General features: G+C 62.2%; 12 protein-coding genes. 1 reads left to right on the forward strand and 11 read right to left on the reverse strand.

Annotated elements, in window-relative coordinates; all coding sequences use genetic code 11:
* Nucleotides 1–105: 105 nt before the first annotated feature.
* On the forward strand, nucleotides 106–990 hold the full coding sequence (locus NX778_RS19465; RefSeq protein ID WP_258813442.1) for a LysR family transcriptional regulator: 885 nt from the start codon (nucleotides 106–108) through the stop codon (nucleotides 988–990).
* Nucleotides 991–1544: 554 nt separating this feature from the next.
* Here the strand turns inward: NX778_RS19465 and NX778_RS19470 are convergent.
* The 11 genes from NX778_RS19470 to NX778_RS19520 all read right to left on the reverse strand — a co-directional run bounded on the left by NX778_RS19470 (nucleotide 1545) and on the right by NX778_RS19520 (nucleotide 19056).
* Entirely contained in the window at nucleotides 1545–3680 is a 2136-nt protein-coding gene (locus NX778_RS19470; RefSeq protein ID WP_258813443.1) for a hypothetical protein, read from the reverse strand.
* A gap of 15 nt (nucleotides 3681–3695) precedes the next feature.
* Nucleotides 3696–6368, reverse strand: a complete 2673-nt coding sequence (locus NX778_RS19475) for a TonB-dependent receptor (protein WP_258813444.1) — start codon at nucleotides 6366–6368, stop codon at nucleotides 3696–3698.
* A gap of 122 nt (nucleotides 6369–6490) precedes the next feature.
* Complete coding sequence (locus NX778_RS19480) at nucleotides 6491–8890, reverse strand: GH32 C-terminal domain-containing protein (protein WP_258813445.1); 2400 nt, start codon at nucleotides 8888–8890, stop codon at nucleotides 6491–6493.
* 402 nt (nucleotides 8891–9292) lie between these two features.
* Nucleotides 9293–10228, reverse strand: coding sequence for a carbohydrate kinase family protein (locus NX778_RS19485; RefSeq protein WP_258813446.1), 936 nt, complete (start codon nucleotides 10226–10228; stop codon nucleotides 9293–9295).
* Nucleotides 10225–11322, reverse strand: a complete 1098-nt coding sequence (locus tag NX778_RS19490; protein ID WP_258813447.1) for an ABC transporter ATP-binding protein — start codon at nucleotides 11320–11322, stop codon at nucleotides 10225–10227. The genes NX778_RS19485 and NX778_RS19490 overlap by 4 nt, the downstream gene beginning before the upstream one ends.
* 2 nt (nucleotides 11323–11324) lie before the next feature.
* Nucleotides 11325–13778 carry a GH32 C-terminal domain-containing protein gene (locus NX778_RS19495; RefSeq protein ID WP_258813448.1) on the reverse strand — a complete coding sequence of 818 codons (2454 nt, stop codon included), beginning with the start codon at nucleotides 13776–13778 and terminating at the stop codon, nucleotides 11325–11327.
* Between the two features lie 60 nt (nucleotides 13779–13838).
* Nucleotides 13839–14804, reverse strand: coding sequence for a glycoside hydrolase family protein (locus NX778_RS19500; protein ID WP_258813449.1), 966 nt, complete (start codon nucleotides 14802–14804; stop codon nucleotides 13839–13841).
* A gap of 16 nt (nucleotides 14805–14820) precedes the next feature.
* On the reverse strand, nucleotides 14821–15705 hold the full coding sequence (locus NX778_RS19505; protein ID WP_258813450.1) for a carbohydrate ABC transporter permease: 885 nt from the start codon (nucleotides 15703–15705) through the stop codon (nucleotides 14821–14823).
* Nucleotides 15702–16754, reverse strand: a complete 1053-nt coding sequence (locus NX778_RS19510; RefSeq protein WP_258813451.1) for a carbohydrate ABC transporter permease — start codon at nucleotides 16752–16754, stop codon at nucleotides 15702–15704. Before NX778_RS19510 ends, NX778_RS19505 begins: the two co-directional genes overlap by 4 nt.
* Nucleotides 16751–18037, reverse strand: coding sequence for an ABC transporter substrate-binding protein (locus NX778_RS19515; protein WP_258813452.1), 1287 nt, complete (start codon nucleotides 18035–18037; stop codon nucleotides 16751–16753). Before NX778_RS19515 ends, NX778_RS19510 begins: the two co-directional genes overlap by 4 nt.
* A complete protein-coding gene (locus NX778_RS19520) occupies nucleotides 18034–19056 on the reverse strand; it encodes a LacI family DNA-binding transcriptional regulator (protein ID WP_258813453.1) in 1023 nt (340 codons plus the stop codon). The genes NX778_RS19515 and NX778_RS19520 overlap by 4 nt, the downstream gene beginning before the upstream one ends.
* Nucleotides 19057–19481: the final 425 nt, after the last annotated feature.

A 19481-nucleotide genomic window follows, 5' to 3' on the forward strand; every position in this document is an offset into this window, starting at 1 on the left:
AATGGAACTGGAGCAGATGCACACATCATATTGCGGTCACCGCGGTTGATAAAGCGGCTGACGATGGCTAAACTATTTCCATTTGGTTGACAATAGGCCCTCGCCATGGACCTGCTCCTCTCAATGAAAGTTTTCGCCGCCGTGGTGGATGGCGGCAGTTTCGCCGCCGCTGCGGCGCGCCTCGACACGTCCAGGGCAATGGCCTCCAAGCAGGTGCAAAAGCTGGAGGAGCATCTGGGCACGCGCCTGCTGAACCGCACGACGCGCAAGCTCAGCCTGACCGAGACGGGGCGCGCCTTCTACGAGCGCAGCGTGCAGATCGTCAGCGATGTCGAGGAAGCCGAGCAGATCGCGGGGCAGATGACGCGCGCCCCGCGGGGTGAGCTCAAGGTGACTGTGCCGCTGTCCTACGGCCAGCACCGGCTGGCGCCGATCATCGCCGAGTACTCGCGGCACTATCCTGAAGTGCGCATCAATATTTCGCTCAGCGACCGCAAGGTGGATCTGGTCGAAGAAGGATTCGACCTCGCGATCCGCATTGGATCCCTGCCCCAGTCCGACCTCATCGCGCGCAAGATCGGCGGCGCGCGCAACCTCGTCTGCGCCTCGCCGGCCTACCTGGCCCGGGCCGGCACCCCGGCCGCGCCGGCGGACCTGTCAGCGCATCCCTGCCTGGGCTACACGCTGACCGGCACCGGGACGGAATGGCGGCTCGAAGGTCCTGGCGCCACGGTGAGCGTGCCGGTTTCCGGGCCGATCAAGGCGGACAATGGCGACATGCTGCGGCTGGCGGCGGTCAACGGATGCGGGATCATTTTCCAGCCGCATTTCATTGTCGCGGGCGATCTCGCGGCGGGACGGTTGGTGCGGGTGCTGCCGGAATGGCAGTCGGGGGAGCTGGGGATTTATGCGGTGTATCCGAGCAGGAAGCACCTGTCGGCGAAGGTGCGGACCTTCGTGGATTTTTTGGCGCAGCGGTTGGCGAGCTGAAAAGCGAAATGGGGTTCCAGCCTTCGCGGGAAGTCGTTTCCGCCAGTGCCGGGAACGAGGAATTAGCTGAGTTAGCTCGAAATATAAGGGCGTCGTTCCGCGCAGTATGCACAGCCAGTCTCCAACGATCGCCCGCAGGGCGGTCGGTAAAGTACAGGTATGGTAACCGGTATATTTAATCAAATTGAGTCTGACGTGCTCGATGAGGGGCCACCGGACGAGTGTCTGGTCAGGCTGTCGGCATGGTACGTTCGCAGGTGGCATTCGGATATCCGATAGGCGATAGGCCGGCTTCGTTCGAAGGTCATGAACTGATGCCGATCGTTTTCGGGGCGATCCAGGAGGAAATAGTCTCGCGTACATTGATCGCGAGTCCGTAATCCGTTGGCCGGGCGCCTTTTGTTCGGACGCACCCGCGTATGGCACTATCGCTGACAATTCTTTCACCAGGCCGCCCCATGAGTTTCACCCGATATGCTAAACAGAAAGGCGCCTTGCGGCGCCGTTGCGAAAGCTCGCGGGACAGGCAAAGCGTCCCGTCCCGTGTCGATCCACTACTTCTTACGGATCGCACCCATGTAGACATGGTCGAAGCTGACGAAGCCGCAGCCACCAGCCTCGTTGTCGAAAATCTGCACCTTGGCCTGCTTGCCTGCCTGCTTGGTGAGATCGATCGTCACCCAGTTTCCGTCGTCCTTGATGGAGGACTGGCCACAGGAGTTCGGCGTGTAGGTAGCCAGGACCGCCCCTGACGCGTCCAGCACCTTCAGGCCGACCGTGCCGTTAGCATTACCGCCGGACATAAGGAGGTTTAGGTAGGGACGGCTGGCGTCCACAGTGAATAGCGGAGAGGTCAGCGTGCCGGTCGATGCGTCGCAGCCCTTGTTATTGCCATTCATCTCGCAAGTGCTGACAGCCCGAGCTCCCACCCGCGCGCTACCTGATACACCCTTCCAGGCGTCGGCGTTCGCCGGATTGGCGAAGTCGCCGGTGGCGGTCCATACCTGCGCTGCCGCGACGGCGTCGTCGAAGTCGCCGATCACCTGCGTGAACGCGTCGGCGGTCACCGTGACATTGAATCCCAGCTTGGCCGTTGCTTGAGGCGTCAGCGAAACCTTGCCGCCATCCTTGCCCTTGCCCGAGGGATTCCATGCAGTGGCCGACTGGTACCACTGGTCAGTGCTGACAAAGCCGCAGCCACCGGTTTCCTCGTCGAACAGCTGGGTCTTGATATAGGCCGAGTTGAGTGCCGAGATGTCGATATGGGTCCAGTCATCGTCGTTCTGGATGAACGACGGACCGCAACTGTCGGGGCTGTACGACAGAAGGACGTTACCCAGGGTGTCCAGAATGCGCATCCCGACCTTCTTCCCCGCACCGCCGCCGTGCATCAGGAAGTTGAAGTAGGCATCCGTTACCTTGAACGCCGGCGAGGTGAGCGTGCCGACCGGCGAATCGCACGGCGTGCCCGGCCCGGCGATTTCGCAGGTGCTGATGGCCCTGTCCCCCACCCGCGCCGCGGTCGGGTCCGTGCCGGTTGTACCCTGCCAGCTCGTGGCCGTCGGGTTGGCGAAGGCCCCCGTACCGACCCAGCCGCGCTTGGTGACCATGTCGACGGGGTTCTCGAAGCTCGCAAAGGGAATCATCTTCTGGAACGTTACCGGGCCTTCCACGGTGACTTTCACCGGCGCCAAAGGTTTGGTCAGCACGCCGGCATTGACGCCCCGCGGCTTGTCCGTTTGATAGAAGTGGTCGAAGGCGACGAAGCCGCAGCCCGACGTGGCATTGTCGAAGATCTTGATCTGCACCTTTTCACCAATCAGCCCACTCGTGTCGAAGTTGACGTAGTGCTGATCTCCCTTGAGCACGGGATCGCCGCAGCTGTTGGGGTTGTAGGTGCCGATCACCTGGCTGACCGTCGAACCCGGCGGCGTGTACAGCACCTGTGCGCCCACATCCGGGCCGCCATTGCCACCCGACATCAGGAAGGTAATCGAGTCCTTGGTGACGGTAACGTCGTTGATGGTGATGCTGCCCGTCGGCGCATCGCACCCGCCTCCACCGATCTCGCAGGTCGACACCGAAGCGTCCCCGATCCGTGCTGCAATTGGCTTCAAGGTCGGGTTGTTGTATTCGAGGTTGTTCCAGTTGGTGGTGTTGGCGAAGGCGCCGGTCAAGGTGTACTTGACCGTGTCCTTCTGAATCTGGGCCGGAAACTCGAAGCTGGCGATGACGTTCTCATCGACGAACGTCGTGTCGTCGGTGGTCACGTTGGTCGCCGTGTTAGCCACGTGGCAAGTTGGGCAAGACGTCACCTTGATCGACAGCGGCAAGGTAGCCGGTGTCGAGTAGGAATCGTCAGCCACCACGGTAACCTGGTAGACGTTGTCCTTGTTTGCATCCGCCGGCTTCAGGTAGTTGGGCGGAATAGCAAAGCGGATTGAACCATCGCCGGTAATTGAGAACAGGGACGCATCCGGCCCAGTCAAGGACAACTTAATGTTGTTGTTATCCGGACTGGATACAGAGACCTTCGTCACATCACGAGTCAGCTCCGGGACGCTGATCGATCCCGGATCGACGAAGACCGGTGAGTGGGGTTGCGGCAGTGCGCTGGGGTTGCCGCCATTGCCGCCTCCGCAGGCGGCCAGCACGACGCTCAGGGACAGGAGAAACACGAGCTTTTTCATTGTTGTTCTCCGGGATCAGAAGAAGTAGGTGTACATGGCACGGATGGTGCGGCCGAATAGGGGGCGGCTCACGCCTCGATTGGTGGCGCCGTTGGGACCCTTCAGGTCGATGAACACGGGATCACCCTCGGTAAACGAGAGGCGATTGGTAATGTTCGAGACGTGGAACTGGAAGGCGCTCTTTTTGCTGAAGTCCCAGATGAAGCCACCGTCCAGGTGGTAGTACGCAGGGTACAGCGTAACGTTGACGTCCTGCGATTCGGAATAGCGGCTGCCGAAGTAGGTGTACTTCGCATAAGGCTTGATCGGCAGACCGGTGTAGGACTTCAGGTCCCAGCTTGCCTGCAGATTGGCCATGACATTGGCCAGCCGGCGCGGACGGCGCCCGTCTTCCCCGATCTGCTCGAAGGTGTAGCCCGTCACGACGTCGTTGACGCGCAGCTCCTTGACCGTGCGGTAATTCGCGTCGACGATCTTGGGATCCTGGACCACGCCATTAAATCGGAGTTCCAGCCCTTTCACCATGCTCGGTCGCCATGCAGCTTCCAACTCGAGACCGACATTCTGGATGCCGCGGCGGTAGTACTCGCGTACCAGCGGGCAGCTGTTGATGTCCACCACGGTGCCGGCCTGCTTGCACGTCGACGAGGTGAAGTCGCGGTAGTCGACGTATTGGTCGCGCGGACTGAACTTGTTGTAGAACAGCGCAACCTGCGTGTCCCAGGTATTCGCGTAGTAGCGCATGCCCGTCTCGTACTGCATGATCCTCTCGACCTTACTGCCTGGCTGGTTGGGGTCGAACTGCAGCTGGTTCAGCTGCTCGAGGCTCGGCAGTCGGAATGAACGCGACACCAGGCCGTAGACAGCGAGGTTGGAGCGGATCGCGTAATTGCCGCCCACCGACCAGCCTGTGCCGTTGACCTTGGAGTTCAGGTATTGGTTAGGACCAGGCAGCAGCACCTCGTCATCGGCGATGGTGTCGGCTGTACTGCCAGGCACCACGCCGGCGGGGGTCAGGTTGGTCGTCTGGTCGCGCACGTTGTAGATGACGTTGGCATGCTGGGTCTGATGCCGCACGCCGAAGTCAAGTTTCAGTCGGCGGTTCAGCGTTTCCCAGTGGTCGAGCAAATAGACGGCGTCGCCCTTGACCTTGGAGTCGGCCAGGTAGCCGTTGTAGCCGAGTCGCATCACGCCGCTCGACGTCACCGACGGTCCGACAGGATTGCCCGCTGCGTCGATGGCACGCAGCTCGACGAGTTCGGGATGGTCGCCGATCGTCGAAACCAGCAGCGACTGCTGGAAGTTCTGCTTGTTGGAGTAGTCGGTATGGTAGAGCCCGAGGGTGATCGTATGCTCGCCTTGCCATTGCAGCGTCTTGCCGAACTTGAGGTCGACCGAGGTGCTCTTCGCCTTGGTGGTCGCGACGAAGGGGATCAGGAAGTCGAGATAGGTGCTGTCGGTCACGCGCGGCCCACCGTTCAATCCGTACGCCGCGACGCCGGTCGCCGTCGGATAGAAGGAACCGAAGCGCAGAACATCGTTGTTGTAGCGCGCGTTATTGAAGCGCGCGGCGGTGGTGGTGTCGTTGCCGGTGAAGAGGGCATTGAAGCCGCTGCTACCCGACGTATGCCGCACGCCGCCGTCAAAGGTCCAGCCCGAATCGAACTCGTGGCTGAGTTTCAGGGTGTAGATGTCGAAGTTCGGGTGGATGCCGTCGGCCATGTCGGCTTCGCGCTTGCCGTACTCCCCGATCATTGGGAACCGGCGGTTGGAAGACGACGCCACTGTCCCGTGCCCGAAGTCGACGCCGATCGGCCACACGGCGTCCATGTTGATGCGCACCGGATTTGCCGGCGTTCCCGGCTGTGAGATGGCCGGGATCTGGAACGGCACGTTCTGATAGAACGCCGTGCGGTCGTTGATCTTCAACGCGTGCAGCTGGACCTCGGTGTTGCCGTCGTCCGTGTGGTAGACCAGGTTGCCCCGGATCTGGCCGCCCTTGTCCGCCGTGTAGCCGGTGTCCCGCAAGCCGTCCGACGTGCGGTAGAACCCGCCCACTGCGAAGGTCAGGTTCTTGTTGACCGGGCCCGACAGGAAGAAGTCGTTACGCAGGAACTTATAATCGGCGACTTCGACCTTGTAGCCTCCTTCAAGGGTTTGCCCACCAGTGCGCGTGACGTGGTTCACCGTGGCGCCCAAGCCGTTCGAGTACAGGATGCCGCCCGTCCCGCCCTTGACGACTTCCACCCGCTTGGTCATGAGGTCGTCACGCGCCGCGACATCGTTGTTCATGAACGGTACTTCAGGTTCTTCGAACCAGGGCAAGCCGTCGATCAGCTGGGGGGCATAGCGATAGCCGCCCGTGACCGGCAGGCCGCGCACCGTGATGTTGTTGCTGGCCTCGCCAGCGGTGCTGCCCTCGGCGAAGATGCCAGGCACATTCTGCAGCAGATCGGCCGTACTGATCGGCGCCAGTTGCCGGATCTCTTCCGCGCTCAGCGTATTGATGGTGTTGGTCGAGTCCTTCTTGAGGGTCTTCTTCACGCTGCCGGTGACGACCACGACGTCACGCTTGTCCGTCGCCGGGGCATCGCCCGCCTGGGCCGGCGCGGGCGCCTCTTGCGCGAATGCGACTTGAAGGGATAACGCCAGGGGCAAAAGGCGCAACGAGCCTTTATTCAATCTCATGTCTCACTCCTAGTTGTAATGGTTGAGGCTTCGGAACTGGCACGTCTCGACAGGCACCGATTGCCTCCACTAACGAATAAACAGATCATGCCCGCAACCTAGATGGCGGACGTTCGCCACATCTACTGCGGCAGTCGCAAGGGCCAGAGCTTCACTGTCGCCTGAAGCGCCTGCGTGGCGTCTGTACCCATCCGAATTCCTGTACTGCTCGACAACGACGGATAGCTGCGCACCGCGTAGGCTGCTGCGTCGTTGATGAACACCTCAACAGTCGAGCCATCGACGATCACCCGTATTTGGCGCATGGCGCCGAACGCCTCCGCCGAATAACTGCCTTTCACGACCTGGGGACCTTCCCCATCGGCCGACAACGTCGAGCGCGACTTGTCGACGACCACGGCACCGCGAACGGGATCGAACACCAGCCGGGTGAACTCCTGGCCGTCGGGCGACGCGAGCACGTCGAGCCGCAGGACCCCGTGAAAGGCAGTCGTGGCGTCGAGTTCGAGCAACAGCTCGTAAGCCTGGTGCCCTGGATCGAGCGACACCGGCTCGCGACCGATCGATACGGCGGACCGGTCGACCGCCGCCGCCGCCCTTAGGCCGGCGAGCTCCGGGGCGGGCCGTTGTCCCAAGGTGTGCTTGTCGCCGAGCAGGTACCAGCTCCGGGGCAGGCTGAACGTGTGCGCCCAGCCGGCACGCTGTTGCGCCAGCGGCGTGCGCCGCTCATCAATGATGCCAATGGCACGCAGGCTCCCGTCGCCAGCCCGGTTCACCGTTGGCGCAAGATGGCCCGGGACGAGATCCAGGAACTGAGGCGAGCGCGAGAACGGCTTGAAGGTGCCATTCGACCACGTGCCCGTCCAGTAGACCGCGCGCGTGCTTGGCTCGCCATATTTGCTCACCTTGCCGCCGATCGGATTGACCGACAGGATCCACACATCCTCCGCGAGCCGCTCGAATACCGGCATTTCCCAGATCTCGGATCCAATGTCCAGCATCCGGTAGCTGGTATCCACGAACCGCGGCCTGGGCTGCCATTGGCCGCCCTTTTCGCCGGGCTCCAGAACGTAGTACAGGAGACCGCCACCTGTCTCGAGGGCTGCCCCGACGATCATGTGCCAGGTGCCTCCCTCCTTCCACAGGAAGGGGTCGCGCATGTCCCTGGCGCCTCGCGAATTCAGGATGGGCCCGATCTTCTTCCAGATGCGGAGTTGCGGATCGTCGCTGACCGCCATGGCGACACCGGGATTGCTGGCCGCCAGCCTGTCGCCGTGATTGACGCTCGTATAGAACGCGAAGGCCTTGTCGCCATCGCTGATCACGTCCCCCGACCAGATTCCCTTCATGTCGAACCCGAAATCTCCACTCTGAAGCTCGGGCGCGAGCGCGTCGGGCTGGTTTTCCCAGACGAGCAGGTCGCGGCTGGCCATGTGCCCCCAATGCATCAGCGTCTTGAACGGGCCGTTGGGCGTTCGCTGGTAGAAAAGGTGCCAGACACCGCCGACGCGAATCAGTCCGTGCGGCTCGTTGGTCCAGTTGGCAGGAGGCAGCGGATGCACGCGAGGGCGCAAGGTGTCGTTCGCGAAGCGTCCGGCCGGCACAACAAGCGCCACTTCCGCGCTTGGCACCTGCGGCGGCCTTGGCAGCAGCTGACGCTGTTCGGCATTGAGCGCCACAGGGAATACGCGGACCAGGTCAAAGGCGCCGTTCAGCCGGTTGATCGTGAAGTCCAGGACCTTGGTTTCCTGAGGCGGCGTGGCCAGCCGCAACGGTGTCCTGGCCAGGTCCAGGCTCATTCCCGGCGCGCCCTGCGCGGTGCCGACCAGCCTGTCATCCTCGTAAAGCGAAGCGATGCCCGACGCGACGTCGACGGTGGCGAGCAGGTGTACCCAACGCCGAAGCGGGAACCTCGCCTTGGCCGGAATGCGCAGCACCCCCGCGGAGGTGGCGACCTTGAATCCCCAGCGGCCATAGGCGTCGATGTACAGGTCGAACCCCTTGTTACCGGATGCCTGCTGGATGAAGGACGAGGGCACCAGATCCTTGACCGGCACCTCCAGGTCGGATGGATAGCTCTCCAGGGCAACCCACAAGGACAGCGTGAGGCCAGCGCTGGGGTTAAGCGACAGATTCGCCTCCGCGTAGCTTGAGAACCCATCCGTCCGCCAGGCATTGCCGATGACACCGGGAACGCTGTCTGGCGCCGCAAACTGCGTCCTGATCTCGAGGTCACCGGACGACTTTGCGGCCGGGGACGCATCGAAGTCCGCGTGCACGACGGGCTCCGGAAGCGTCGGCACCGCGAGGGCGGCGCTCGAGCATGTAACGCACGCAAGGATCACGGATCGGAACCCCTGCACCAGGGTGCTGCGTGCTGCCGCATGCACTGACGCGTCGCCAGCTTGCACCCATGTTTTTGGGGCGTTGCCGGCAGGGGCGATATGTGGCGGTCGCCGCCAGATGAGGCCGATGGCGCGTACCGCCGACGAACCAATGTAAAGAACAATCGAGTAACGCATGTGTCCTGTCTCCTGAGGATTTTTTGCTGGTCGTAGCGCCGCCATGTGGCGCTGCTCCGACCAGGTCAAATCCATTCGCTCTACATCGATAGAACACGTGCTACCGCGTGTTTCGTTCCACCGTGCGAGTTTTTTCTGTCTGGGCTCGTTTGCCCATCGTTGCCAGACAACCGCCAGCTTGACAACAGCAGCTGGGCCGGCAGTCGCGCGTCGGGCTTTCTCATTCTTTTCACGCTCTAGCAGAGAGCGCATGTCCATCGTTGTCATTTTGGTGCGAACGGTCTAGTGTTTCGCTCGTGTCACCAGAACCGTTGTCCACCGTTGTCATACTAAGCAGGAACGCGCCTTTTGTCTATCGTTGTCATTGCACGGTTTCTGACAACAACATTTTTACAACACTGTTCAGTCGAAAATCACTTCGCTCAAGTGCGGCAGATCTGCTCCACGCCGCGAACACGTGATCGCTGCAGCGCATGCGGCAAAGCGCAGTGCCGTCTCCAATGCCTTGATGTCCAGGCCGCGCAAGCCGTCTTTTTGCAGAAACCCTTTCCGCCACAGCCAGGACAGCAAACCCGCCTGGAAGGTATCGCCAGCGCCAACGGTATCGACTACCCGCACCGGCACCGCAGAAATCACCGCCCGCACGCCATGCGCGGTGGCGGCCAGTGCGCCCGCGCTGCCGCGCGTGACGACGACCAGCTGGACCCCTGCGCGCAGCGCGACCGCGATGAAGTCTTCGGCCGACTGCCCGGGATACAGGTAATTGAGGTCCTCGTCGCTGACCTTGAGCACGCCGGTACGCGGCAGCATCCATTCCAACGTTTCACGCCATAGCGACACGGACGGCTCGATCGAGAGCCGAATATTCGGGTCGTACACAATGACGCTCTGGCCTTGTTGGCGCTCGACAAGAGCGCGCAGAGCGTTCGCCACCGGTTTGCAGACCATGCAATAGGACCCGACGTGGATGACGCCAGCGTTTTTCGGCACGCGCGCGATATCGGCTTCGACGAGGCTCCGCTCGGCCGTTCCGGTGCCGTAGAAGCCGTAGGCCGGTACTCCCCTGTTATCGACGCTAACCATGACCAGCGCGGACTGCGCGTCCAGCCTCGGCGCCGCGCTGATGTCGACCTGTTCTTCAGTTAGCGCAGACGCGAGGCGCTGGCCAAACAGGTCGTTCGACAAGCCACCGAAGAACAGCGGCGGAACACCAAGGCGCGCCAGGCCGACCGCAAGATTGAACGGCGAGCCGCCGATCCGCGCCGACAGTTGCAGCCCGGTTCGCGTTTGCTGTTCGGGGAAAACATCGAAGAGCGCTTCACCACATACAACGATCATGCCACCTCCTCCAGGCTGTCAACGGCAGCGCCGGGAATGCGCTTGCCAAGTTCATCAAACACATGGATCTGCCCTGCCTGCGGCGCCACCGCCCACACGCTGTCCTCGCGCGGCGGCTCGCCCCGCACGGCGACCACCACCGGACGGGGAATGCCTGGCACGCTCAAGTGGACGTGGGCTTCAGCGCCCAGGTGCTCGACCAGGGTGACGGTACCGCGGAGTGCGCCGTCGGGTGCGGGTGCCAGCAGTTCGGGCCGCAGTCCAACGGTGACCGGCGCGCCGGCTGCGCACGCGTTGCGCCACGGCAGTATGCACTCGCTCCCGATCTGGACATGTCGGTAGTCGAGCACGATGCCTTCGACCAGATTCATTTTGGGACTGCCGATAAAGCCGGCCACGAACACGTTGGCCGGCCGTTCGTACAACTCCATCGGGCTGCCGATCTGCTGCACGCCGTTCGGGCTCAGCACGACGATCCTGTCGGCCAGCGTCATCGCTTCTACCTGGTCGTGCGTCACGTAGACCATTGTCGCGCCCAGCTGCTTGTGCAGGCGTGCGATTTCGACGCGCATGTCGGCGCGCAGCGCCGCATCCAGGTTCGACAGCGGCTCATCGAAAAGGAATGCGCGCGGCTTGCGCACGATGGCGCGGCCGATCGCGACACGCTGGCGCTGCCCCCCGGAAAGCTGGGGTGGCCGCCGTTGCAGCAGATGTTCGAGCTGCAGCATGCGCGCCACCGCATGCACCGACTTCTCGATCTCGGCCTTCGGTGTCTTCGCCAAACGCAGGCCGAAGGCGATGTTTTCGAAGACGCTCATGTGCGCGTACAACGCATAATTCTGAAACACCATCGACAGCCCGCGCTTGGCCGGCGGGGTTTCATTGATGCGTTCTCCATCAATGCGGATTTCTCCGCCACTGATTTCCTCCAGTCCCGCGATCATGCGCAGCAGGGTGGATTTGCCGCAGCCCGACGGTCCCACGAGCACGACGAATTCGCCATCCTCGATCGTGAAGCTGATGCTCTTGAGGATGTGGATGCTGTCTTTTCCCGGGTACGTCTTGGCGACGGACTCCAATATGATCGATGCCATTGCTACCTCTGTTTGTTGATTCCCGTCGCGAGGGCTGGCACCGGCACCGTTCCTTCCTTGGTGTCGAGTGGCCATACCGTCAGCGACGATATACGATCGCCCGCTGCCGCAAGCACATCCAGTCCCAGCGCGTCGGCACGGGTCGGATAGGCGCGGCTCGTCAGGCTCTTGCGGTCGTTCACATAGGCCTCAACCATGGAACGGTCGAGGAAGACGTGCAAGCGCAGCGTCTCGCCATTGAGTTCAAAGGATCCGCCCTGCACGCCCTGCACGCCACGCGAACGGGCGTCCAAATCCAGCGTCGTGCGCGTGCGGTCGATCTCGAAGCGTGCGGCTGCGCTATCGACGTAGATCGCCGTCTGCTCGCTGCCGTCGGGCGCTTTGCGTACCACCAGACCGCGCTTGCCAGCGCTGCCGCTCGCTGGCTGCAATACCAGCTCGATTTCAAGGACGTCTCCCGTCACCTTGGCGAGCGCTGCGCGCGCGTCCTGCACGCTGACCTCAAGCAGGTCGACCACCGGCGTGCGGCGCACCAGGCCGAGTTCGCCGATGGGACGCACACGCAAGTCGTCATCCGGCCCCAAGGACATTTCAATGGGCAGGCCGGCGTTATGTGCCCATCCAGCGCTCCATTCGGCGCCGGAAGTGCGTTCGCCCTGGGCAATCGACATCACGATGACTCGTCCGGTCCTAGGATCGATGAAGCCGCTCGGCCCGGAAAAATGTCCTTGGCCATAGTCGAAAACTCGGGGCGCTTCACTATCGGGCGTGAACCGTGCCGAAGTGGGATCGAACACGCCCGTCCAGTAGTAGCACTGTGCGCCGATGTCGGTCAGGAAAACGTAGCGCATGCGCCCGTCCCTCCCCTTCCCTACCGGTAGCAGCACGGGCAATTCGAATGCCTTGTCGAAACCCGGATACTTCGACGCGTCGACCGTGAACAGGGGCCCGCGATAGGTCCAGTTGACCAGGTCGGTGGACTCGTGGACGAGCGCCGTCCCGCTTCCACCCGGGATCCGCGAGCCAACGAGTTGGAACCAGCGCTTGCGGGTTGCGTCGCGAAACACGAACGGATCCCGGAAGTCCATCGTGAACCCAGCTCCTGTCTGCGCCAGCGTGACCGGACGCGGATACTTGTCCCAGCCGGCCAGCAGGGGATCGTCCGGATTCTTTGGCGTGGCCATCCCCGTGCGCTGATTCGGAACCGCGCTATCGTTCCCGGCGGTGAAGAACAGCACCGGTGTCCCGTCTTCCCTGTAGGTCGCGCTGCCGGACCAGATGCCGTCCGGCGCCAGCGTATCGTCTTCGGGCGCGAGCGCGATGGGAAGTTCGCGCCAGTGCACGAGGTCAGGGCTGACCCAGTGGCCCCAATGGATCTGGTGCCAGAACGGACCAAACGGGTTCTTCTGGAAGAACAGGTGATACTGGCCCTTGTAGTACAGCGGCGCGTGCGGTTCGTTCATCCAGCCCGAATCGGGCATCGCGTGGTATTGCGGACGGTAGCGGTCGCCGGCGAACGTCGCCAGCGGCACTTTGACATCGTCCGGCTGCAGCACGGGCGCGCGTCCGCCAAGGGCGCGCAGATCCGACGCGATCAGCGCGCTGAGCGTTGCCGCGTCAGCGGCACCTGCCCCGATGCGTACCTCGTCCATCAGGCCAAGGAAGGTGTTCAGCTTGAAGACGCCAGCAAGTATCACCGGCTGCGAATGGCGGCCAATTGTGAGGCGGCCCGCTGGCACGGCGAAATCGCCCTGCGCAGGTGCGGCCCGGCTGGCGACCTCGACGCCATTCAGGAACAGGCGCACCATACGGCCGATGGGGTCGTAGGTTGCCGCAATATGGGACCACTGGTCGCGCGGCAGCTTGCGGTCCGTCACCCGCAGGTCCATTACGCTAGACCCGAAGCCGAGCTTGATTCCCCAGCTGCCGTAGCGCTGGATACCGAACGAAAAGCCCTGCTTTGTAGCCTCGTCGAACTGGCTCAGAACCCCGGAATACTGGCCGCCATCTCCCCACTCGAACGCATGCGGCGCCACCCAGGCGCTTAGCGTGAAACCACTACGCACCTGTGCAGCACTCAGGCCCGGCGCGACGATGTCGGTCGAGTAACCATCGAACAGGAGGCAGCCCCCCTTGATGCACGGCCCCGTCCGCCAAAGCGGATCCGAAGCCGGCTTGTAGGGTGCGTGCGTGAAGACGTATTCGACACTGTCTTCGCGCGCGCTGATGCGTTCGCGCGCGAAGGTACCGGCGCTTTCATCCAGGGGCCAGTAGGCGATCCCATCCGGTACCGCCGCCACCGCCGAGACAACGGGTAGTGGGCCCGGTGGCTGCACCGTCACTGGATCAGGGCGTGCCGTCGCGCCGCTGCCGCCGCAGGCGCTCATGGCCAATACCACTACCAGGCTTGCGCTTCCATGTACGGCGATGCGCAGGCCGCCGAACCGCTTTTTCATCGTCGGTGTCTCCCCGTGCAGATCATCCAGTTCAGATGTCTACCGTTGTCATTTTTGGGATTAAAAATTGTCGAGAATGTAGCGGCCATCTTCGAGGCGCAACGGAATCGGGTCGCCAATATAACCGGCGAACTTGCCGTCCGGGCCTGTATCCGAGAAAGCCATCAGGCAATCGGCACCCGTCACCGGGTCCAGCAGGATCTTGCCGGCGTAGCGGCGGCACGGCACGTCGCCGTCGAGAAATTGCTCGGCCGGGCGCCACGGCCCGAGCGGATCGTTGGCGACGAGATACGACGTGCCGGACACCCCGCCCCCTTGGGCTTCGCGCAGTGCGGGCGACCAGTGTTCACGGATGTTGCAGAAGGTGCAGAACCATTGGCCGTCGCGCTCGAACACCTGGGGCACTTCCAGCTGACCATAATGGCCACCTGCATAGACGGGAGCGGTCGCCTCCCAGTTCACCAGGTCGGCCGACACGGCGTGGCCGATCACGCCGCGCTCGAACTTTTCGCCGTCCTTGCAGCGGGCGGTGAAGAACATGTGGTACTTCCCATCGATCTTCTTAGGGAGCACCCAGGGATCCCGAAGTGCGCGGTCATGCCAGCGGCCATCCGCATACTCCTCATAGTAGCGCTCGTCCAGATCGAGCGCGAGACCGTTGCCGACCCGGGTCCAGGGACCGTCGATCGACGGTGCGGTTGCGTGCCCGATACGCTGGCGCATTCCGTTCTCGGCCCGGCAGGTGCCCGTGTAGAACAGGTGATAGCAGCCCTCGGCCTTGATCACCGAACCGGTCCAGGTCGTGTAGTCGTCCCAGGCGGGGGACGCGGACGGCCCGAACACCGTGCCGCGTACGTCCCATTGGCGCAGGTCGTTCGACACGGCATGGCCGATGGACACGTTCCAGTGGCGCAGGTCGGGGTTGCCGATCGCGCGGTCGGCCTGCAGGAAGAACAGGTGTTGGGTATTGCCTTCCGCGTAATGCCAGAAGTCCCAGATGTATTTGTCGTCGAGTTTGAGTGTCATGTTAGTGAAGGTGGGGTTAGCCTTTGATGCCGGCACCGGCTACCGACGCGACGAACTGCCGCTGGAAGGCCAGGAACACCGCGAGCACGGGTAAGGTAATCACCGATCCGTAGGCCATGATCTGTCCCCAGGAATTGGTGCGACCGAAAAACTGCTGAATGCCAGGCTGAACCGGCCGGAATCCTTCCGACTGGATCACCATGATCGGCCAGAGGTACTGGTTCCACGCCTGGATGAACAGGATGATGGCGGCGGTGGCGATCACGGGCCCGCTGTTGGGCATGATGACGCGCAGGTACACGGTCCATGGGCCGGCGCCGTCCATCTTCGCGGCCTCGTCCAGTTCGGCCGGGATATCGCGGAAAAACTGGTAGAACAGAAAGGTGCAGAATGCGTTTGCCACAAAGGGAATGATCTGCACATGAAAACTGTTGAACCAGCCGATCTGGACGTCAAGCGTGCCATGGTCGAGCACCGGCCAGGGCAAGCGCGCCACCAGCGACAACAACGGTATCGCAATGACCTCGAACGGAACTATCACGAGTGCCACCACGATGCCCAGCACGACGTGGCGTCCTCCCCAGCGCATGCGCGCCAGTGCGTATGCCAGCATGCTGTTCAGGAAGATGCCCGCGACCACGGTGCAGACGGCGATGATGCCCGAGTTGACAAGGAAACCCGGCAGGTCGCTCTTCTGGAAGATCGCGCGGTAATTATCGAGCGACCAGCCCGGGCCTGGCACATAGGTGGACCAGTGCGCCAGGTTCTCGAACACCGCGGTATCGCTCTTGAACGAAGCGGCGAACATGAACGCCAGCGGCATCGCGAACACGAGGCCGAGGAAGCTCATGGCGGCCAGCAGCACTATCTTGCGCACGAGGTCAATCATTGGCTGCGTCATCGCGCGGCTCCTTTCGCAGTCAGCGTGCGCTGGAGTAGGGAGAAACCCAGCACGATCATGAAAAACACCAGCGTGATGGTGGAGCCGTAGCCGATATCCTGTTCCGCGAAGGCTTTGCGGACGGCATGGAACACGACGGTGGTCGTCGCATCGAGCGGGCCTCCCTGGGTCATGACGTCGACCTGGGTGAACAGGCCGAAAGCCAGCAACGTTGTCGACACCAGGACGAAGATGATCGTATTGCGCAGCCCGGGCAGCGTGACATGCACGAAGCGCTGCCAGGCGTTGGCGCCCATCAGGGTCGCGGCCTCGTACTGTTCCGGCGAGATCGACTGCAGGCCCGCCAGGAATATCAGCATCTGGAACCCGGCGCCCTGCCACGCCGACATCAATGCGATCGCTGGCAATGCGAGAACCGGGTCGCCCAGCCAGTCGGGCCCGACGTCGGGATTGCGCAGCACCACACGAAGCAACTCGTTGATCAGGCCACGATCCGTATTGAGCAGGAACGACCACACGATCGATGCCACGACCATCGAAGTCACAACTGGCGCGAAGTACACTGTGCGGAAGAAAATCCGTCCACGCAGCTTCTGGTTGACCAGGATCGCCAATCCGAGCGCCGCACCGCACTGCAGTGGCAGCACGAGCAGGGCGAACAGGAACGTATTGATCAGCGAGCGGTAAAACAAGGGATCGCTCGCTGCCAGCACGTAGCGCTTGCTTCCGAAGTCAACCTGGAACGCGGGTCGGTATGCAGACAATTCCGGCCGCGCCGCGCGTACTTGGCGCCAGGTTGGCGCGCCCTCCGCCTGTTCGCCGGCACTGTGCCGTACGTCCAGGACAATGACGCGCGCCGAGAGCAATCGGGTGTAATTGTCCAAGCCGATGAAGCGCGTCGGTTCCGGTGAAATCAAGCGATGATCGGTAAATGTGGCGCCGGCCGCCAGCAACAGCGGCAACAAGATAAATACCGCAAAGAGAAATAGTCCGGGCGCCGCGAACATGCCGACCACCCAGCGGTTCTCCTGGCCGAATTTCGTCGTCATTGCGCCGCTCCCGATTTATTGTTGGAAGAAAACCCGTAGCCGCTATTGCGGGCAATATTGTATTCAATCGCTTCGACCGCCTCATCCATGGCATCGGCAGGTGCCTTCCCTGCGCGCAAATCCAGCATCGTCTTTTCGAAGATCGACGAGATCGCCGGGTACGCCGGCGTGGCGGGGCGAGGTACCGCGTAGCGCTGGGCCAGTTCGAAATAGATCCGGCGTGAACCACCCTCCTTGTAGTGTTCGGTCAAAGCCGCGGCTTCCGCAGAGACCGGGACGAACCCGGTCGCGCGCGACATGGCCGCCATCTCTTCCGGTTCAATAAGGAAGGCAAGAAAGGCAGCGGCGCCGTCCGGTTTTTTGCAATTGCGAGAAATCGCCCATTGCCACGAACCCGCTCCGATACGTGGCCCCTTCCCGAAGTCCGGCGGAGGCATCACCACCAGGTCGCGGCCGAACTGGCGGTCGTAATCGTCAGCCTTCCATGAGCCGGTATAGTGGAACAGTGCGCGACCCTGTTCGAATGCGCGTTCGTCGGCAGGATTGCGCTCAACGAGGTGGTCTTCGTGCAACCTCGCGTAATACCGTGCCACGCTCAATGCGGCCGGGCTGTTCAGCACCCCGTCGACACGCAGGTAGTTGGAACGGTCGATCAGGTCCGCTCCCGCGCTCTGCAACCAAGGCGAGAAAGCGTAGCTCAGCCACTCGGATCGCGCGCGCCCGTTGAGGTCGAGCGGGAAGCGGAATGTCCTGCTCCGCTTGACCTTGTCCAGGATCGCGTAGAACTCTTCTGCGCTATAGGGATGGTCGAGCGTGGCCACACGAACTCCAAGCGCGGCCAGTTGCGACCGGCGCGAGTACAGGGCCAGCGACACATCGAACTGGCCAACGCTATACAACCTTCCGCCATAGGTGCCTCGCCCACCCGGCAGAAGTTGTGCGACCAGATTCCGCGGCAGCAGGTCGTCCAGTGGCCGGATATGTCCCGCCCAGGCAAAATTCGGCACGATTGGCTGGTCGATGGCGATCACGCAAGGTAACTGGTTCACCATGGACGCGGCCGTGATGGCTGCCGTATAGGTGGCCTGGGGCATGCTCTCGACGACGACTTTCCATTTGTCCTGGCTCGCGTTGAAACGTGCCACTGCAGCGCGGCCCGCCATCATTTCCGCGTCGGTACCGGTGTTGGCGGTTTCATGCCGCCACAAGCGGATTTCCGTGGGTGCGGCAGCGCATGAGACGCTCGTGGTCACGAGCAGCGCAGCAATCCATCCTCGGCTCATTTGCGCCGTCCTTTGGCCGGGCGGCTGACGGTACCACGCTCAACCGCGACGCAAGGCACCTTTACGGTCCCGACCATCGCATCGCCGGCAATCGCTAACCGCGCGGCCATTGCGCCGATGTCGCGGTATGGCAGTGCCACGGTGGTCAAGCCAGGGTCGAGCGCCTCGGAAATAAGACGGAAATCGTCGAATCCGACAACGGACACGTCGTCGGGTACGCGCAGCCCGCGCCGCTGCAAGATGAAAATCGTACGCATCGCCATCTTGTCGTTACCGCACAAGATTGCCGTGGGGCGGTCACCGCTGGCGAACAAGCGATCGATCGAATCCTGCAGATGGCTGAACTCGGCATCAGGAATCTGAGCAGCGCCGTGCAGCAGCCACTCTGCCCGCGGCCGTACGCCATGCTCCTGCATCGCGCGCAGAAAACCGCGGAAGCGCAGATCGGTTGCAACCATGTGCGGAATCAGTTGCAGGAATGCGATCTTCGTATGCCCCGCCTTGAGCACCAATTGTGCGGCGGTGTAACCGCCGACCTCATCATCCGGCACGATCTGCGGGAAACGTGCCGTGGGTTCAAAACAGTTGGCGAGCACGGTCGGAGTCGCTCCCGTAACGGACTCGAGGGTGACATTCGCGTGGAATGGCGTTGCGAACATGATCGCTTCCACGCGACGTTCGCGCATGTCGAGTACCAGCCGATTCGCGTTTTCCACGTGGCCGCCGGTTTCGCCAATCAGCAACATCTTGCCCAGCTCTTCGCACACGGACTGTATGCCCTTGATGATGTCCGTGGAGTCTGGTGCCGTCGTCAGCTGTTCGGCAATCACTGCAACCAGGTCGGTTGGGCGACCGCGCAACATGCGCGCTGCGGCCGATGGCGCGAAATCCAGCGCCTGCATCGCTTTTTCGATCTTGACACGCGTCTTCTCGGCTACGGAAGACGCATCATTCAGCACGCGCGATACCGTCTTGATCGATACCCCGGCCTTCTCGGCCACGTCATGAATCGTTGACATATATTAGGTCTCCGCAGAACAAACTGCTATCGAAACAGTTTTGTCCATCGTTGTCATTTTCAAGCATGTTAATCGCGAACGCCCGATGGGTCAACAGGTAACTTGAGTGTTGCACTGGTTACGTAGCTGGTAGCACTTGGGTGGTTCCGACTGGTGTTTTGACGTTTTCCACAGATAGCTGGTTGCTTGACCCGGTGCTGAATGCGACTACGCCCTCACCGCGCGCGCCGAACTTCATTCGACAGTTGATTCGGTGCGGGTTCGGGTGCCCCCTAAGGGCTGACCGCGACCAAGGCAGCCGTGCTGGGGTACTGAATAAGGCGGGAGGTAGGAGCTCAATCCTGGTCCATCGTGGTACCTCAGACGAGCTTTGCTTCCTTTGCGTCTAGCCGAGCAAAAAGTGCGTCCAGACTTGCTTCTAAATC

It is taken from the genome of Massilia terrae (assembly GCF_024753145.1).
Taxonomy (GTDB): Bacteria; Pseudomonadota; Gammaproteobacteria; order Burkholderiales; family Burkholderiaceae_D; genus Telluria; species Telluria terrae.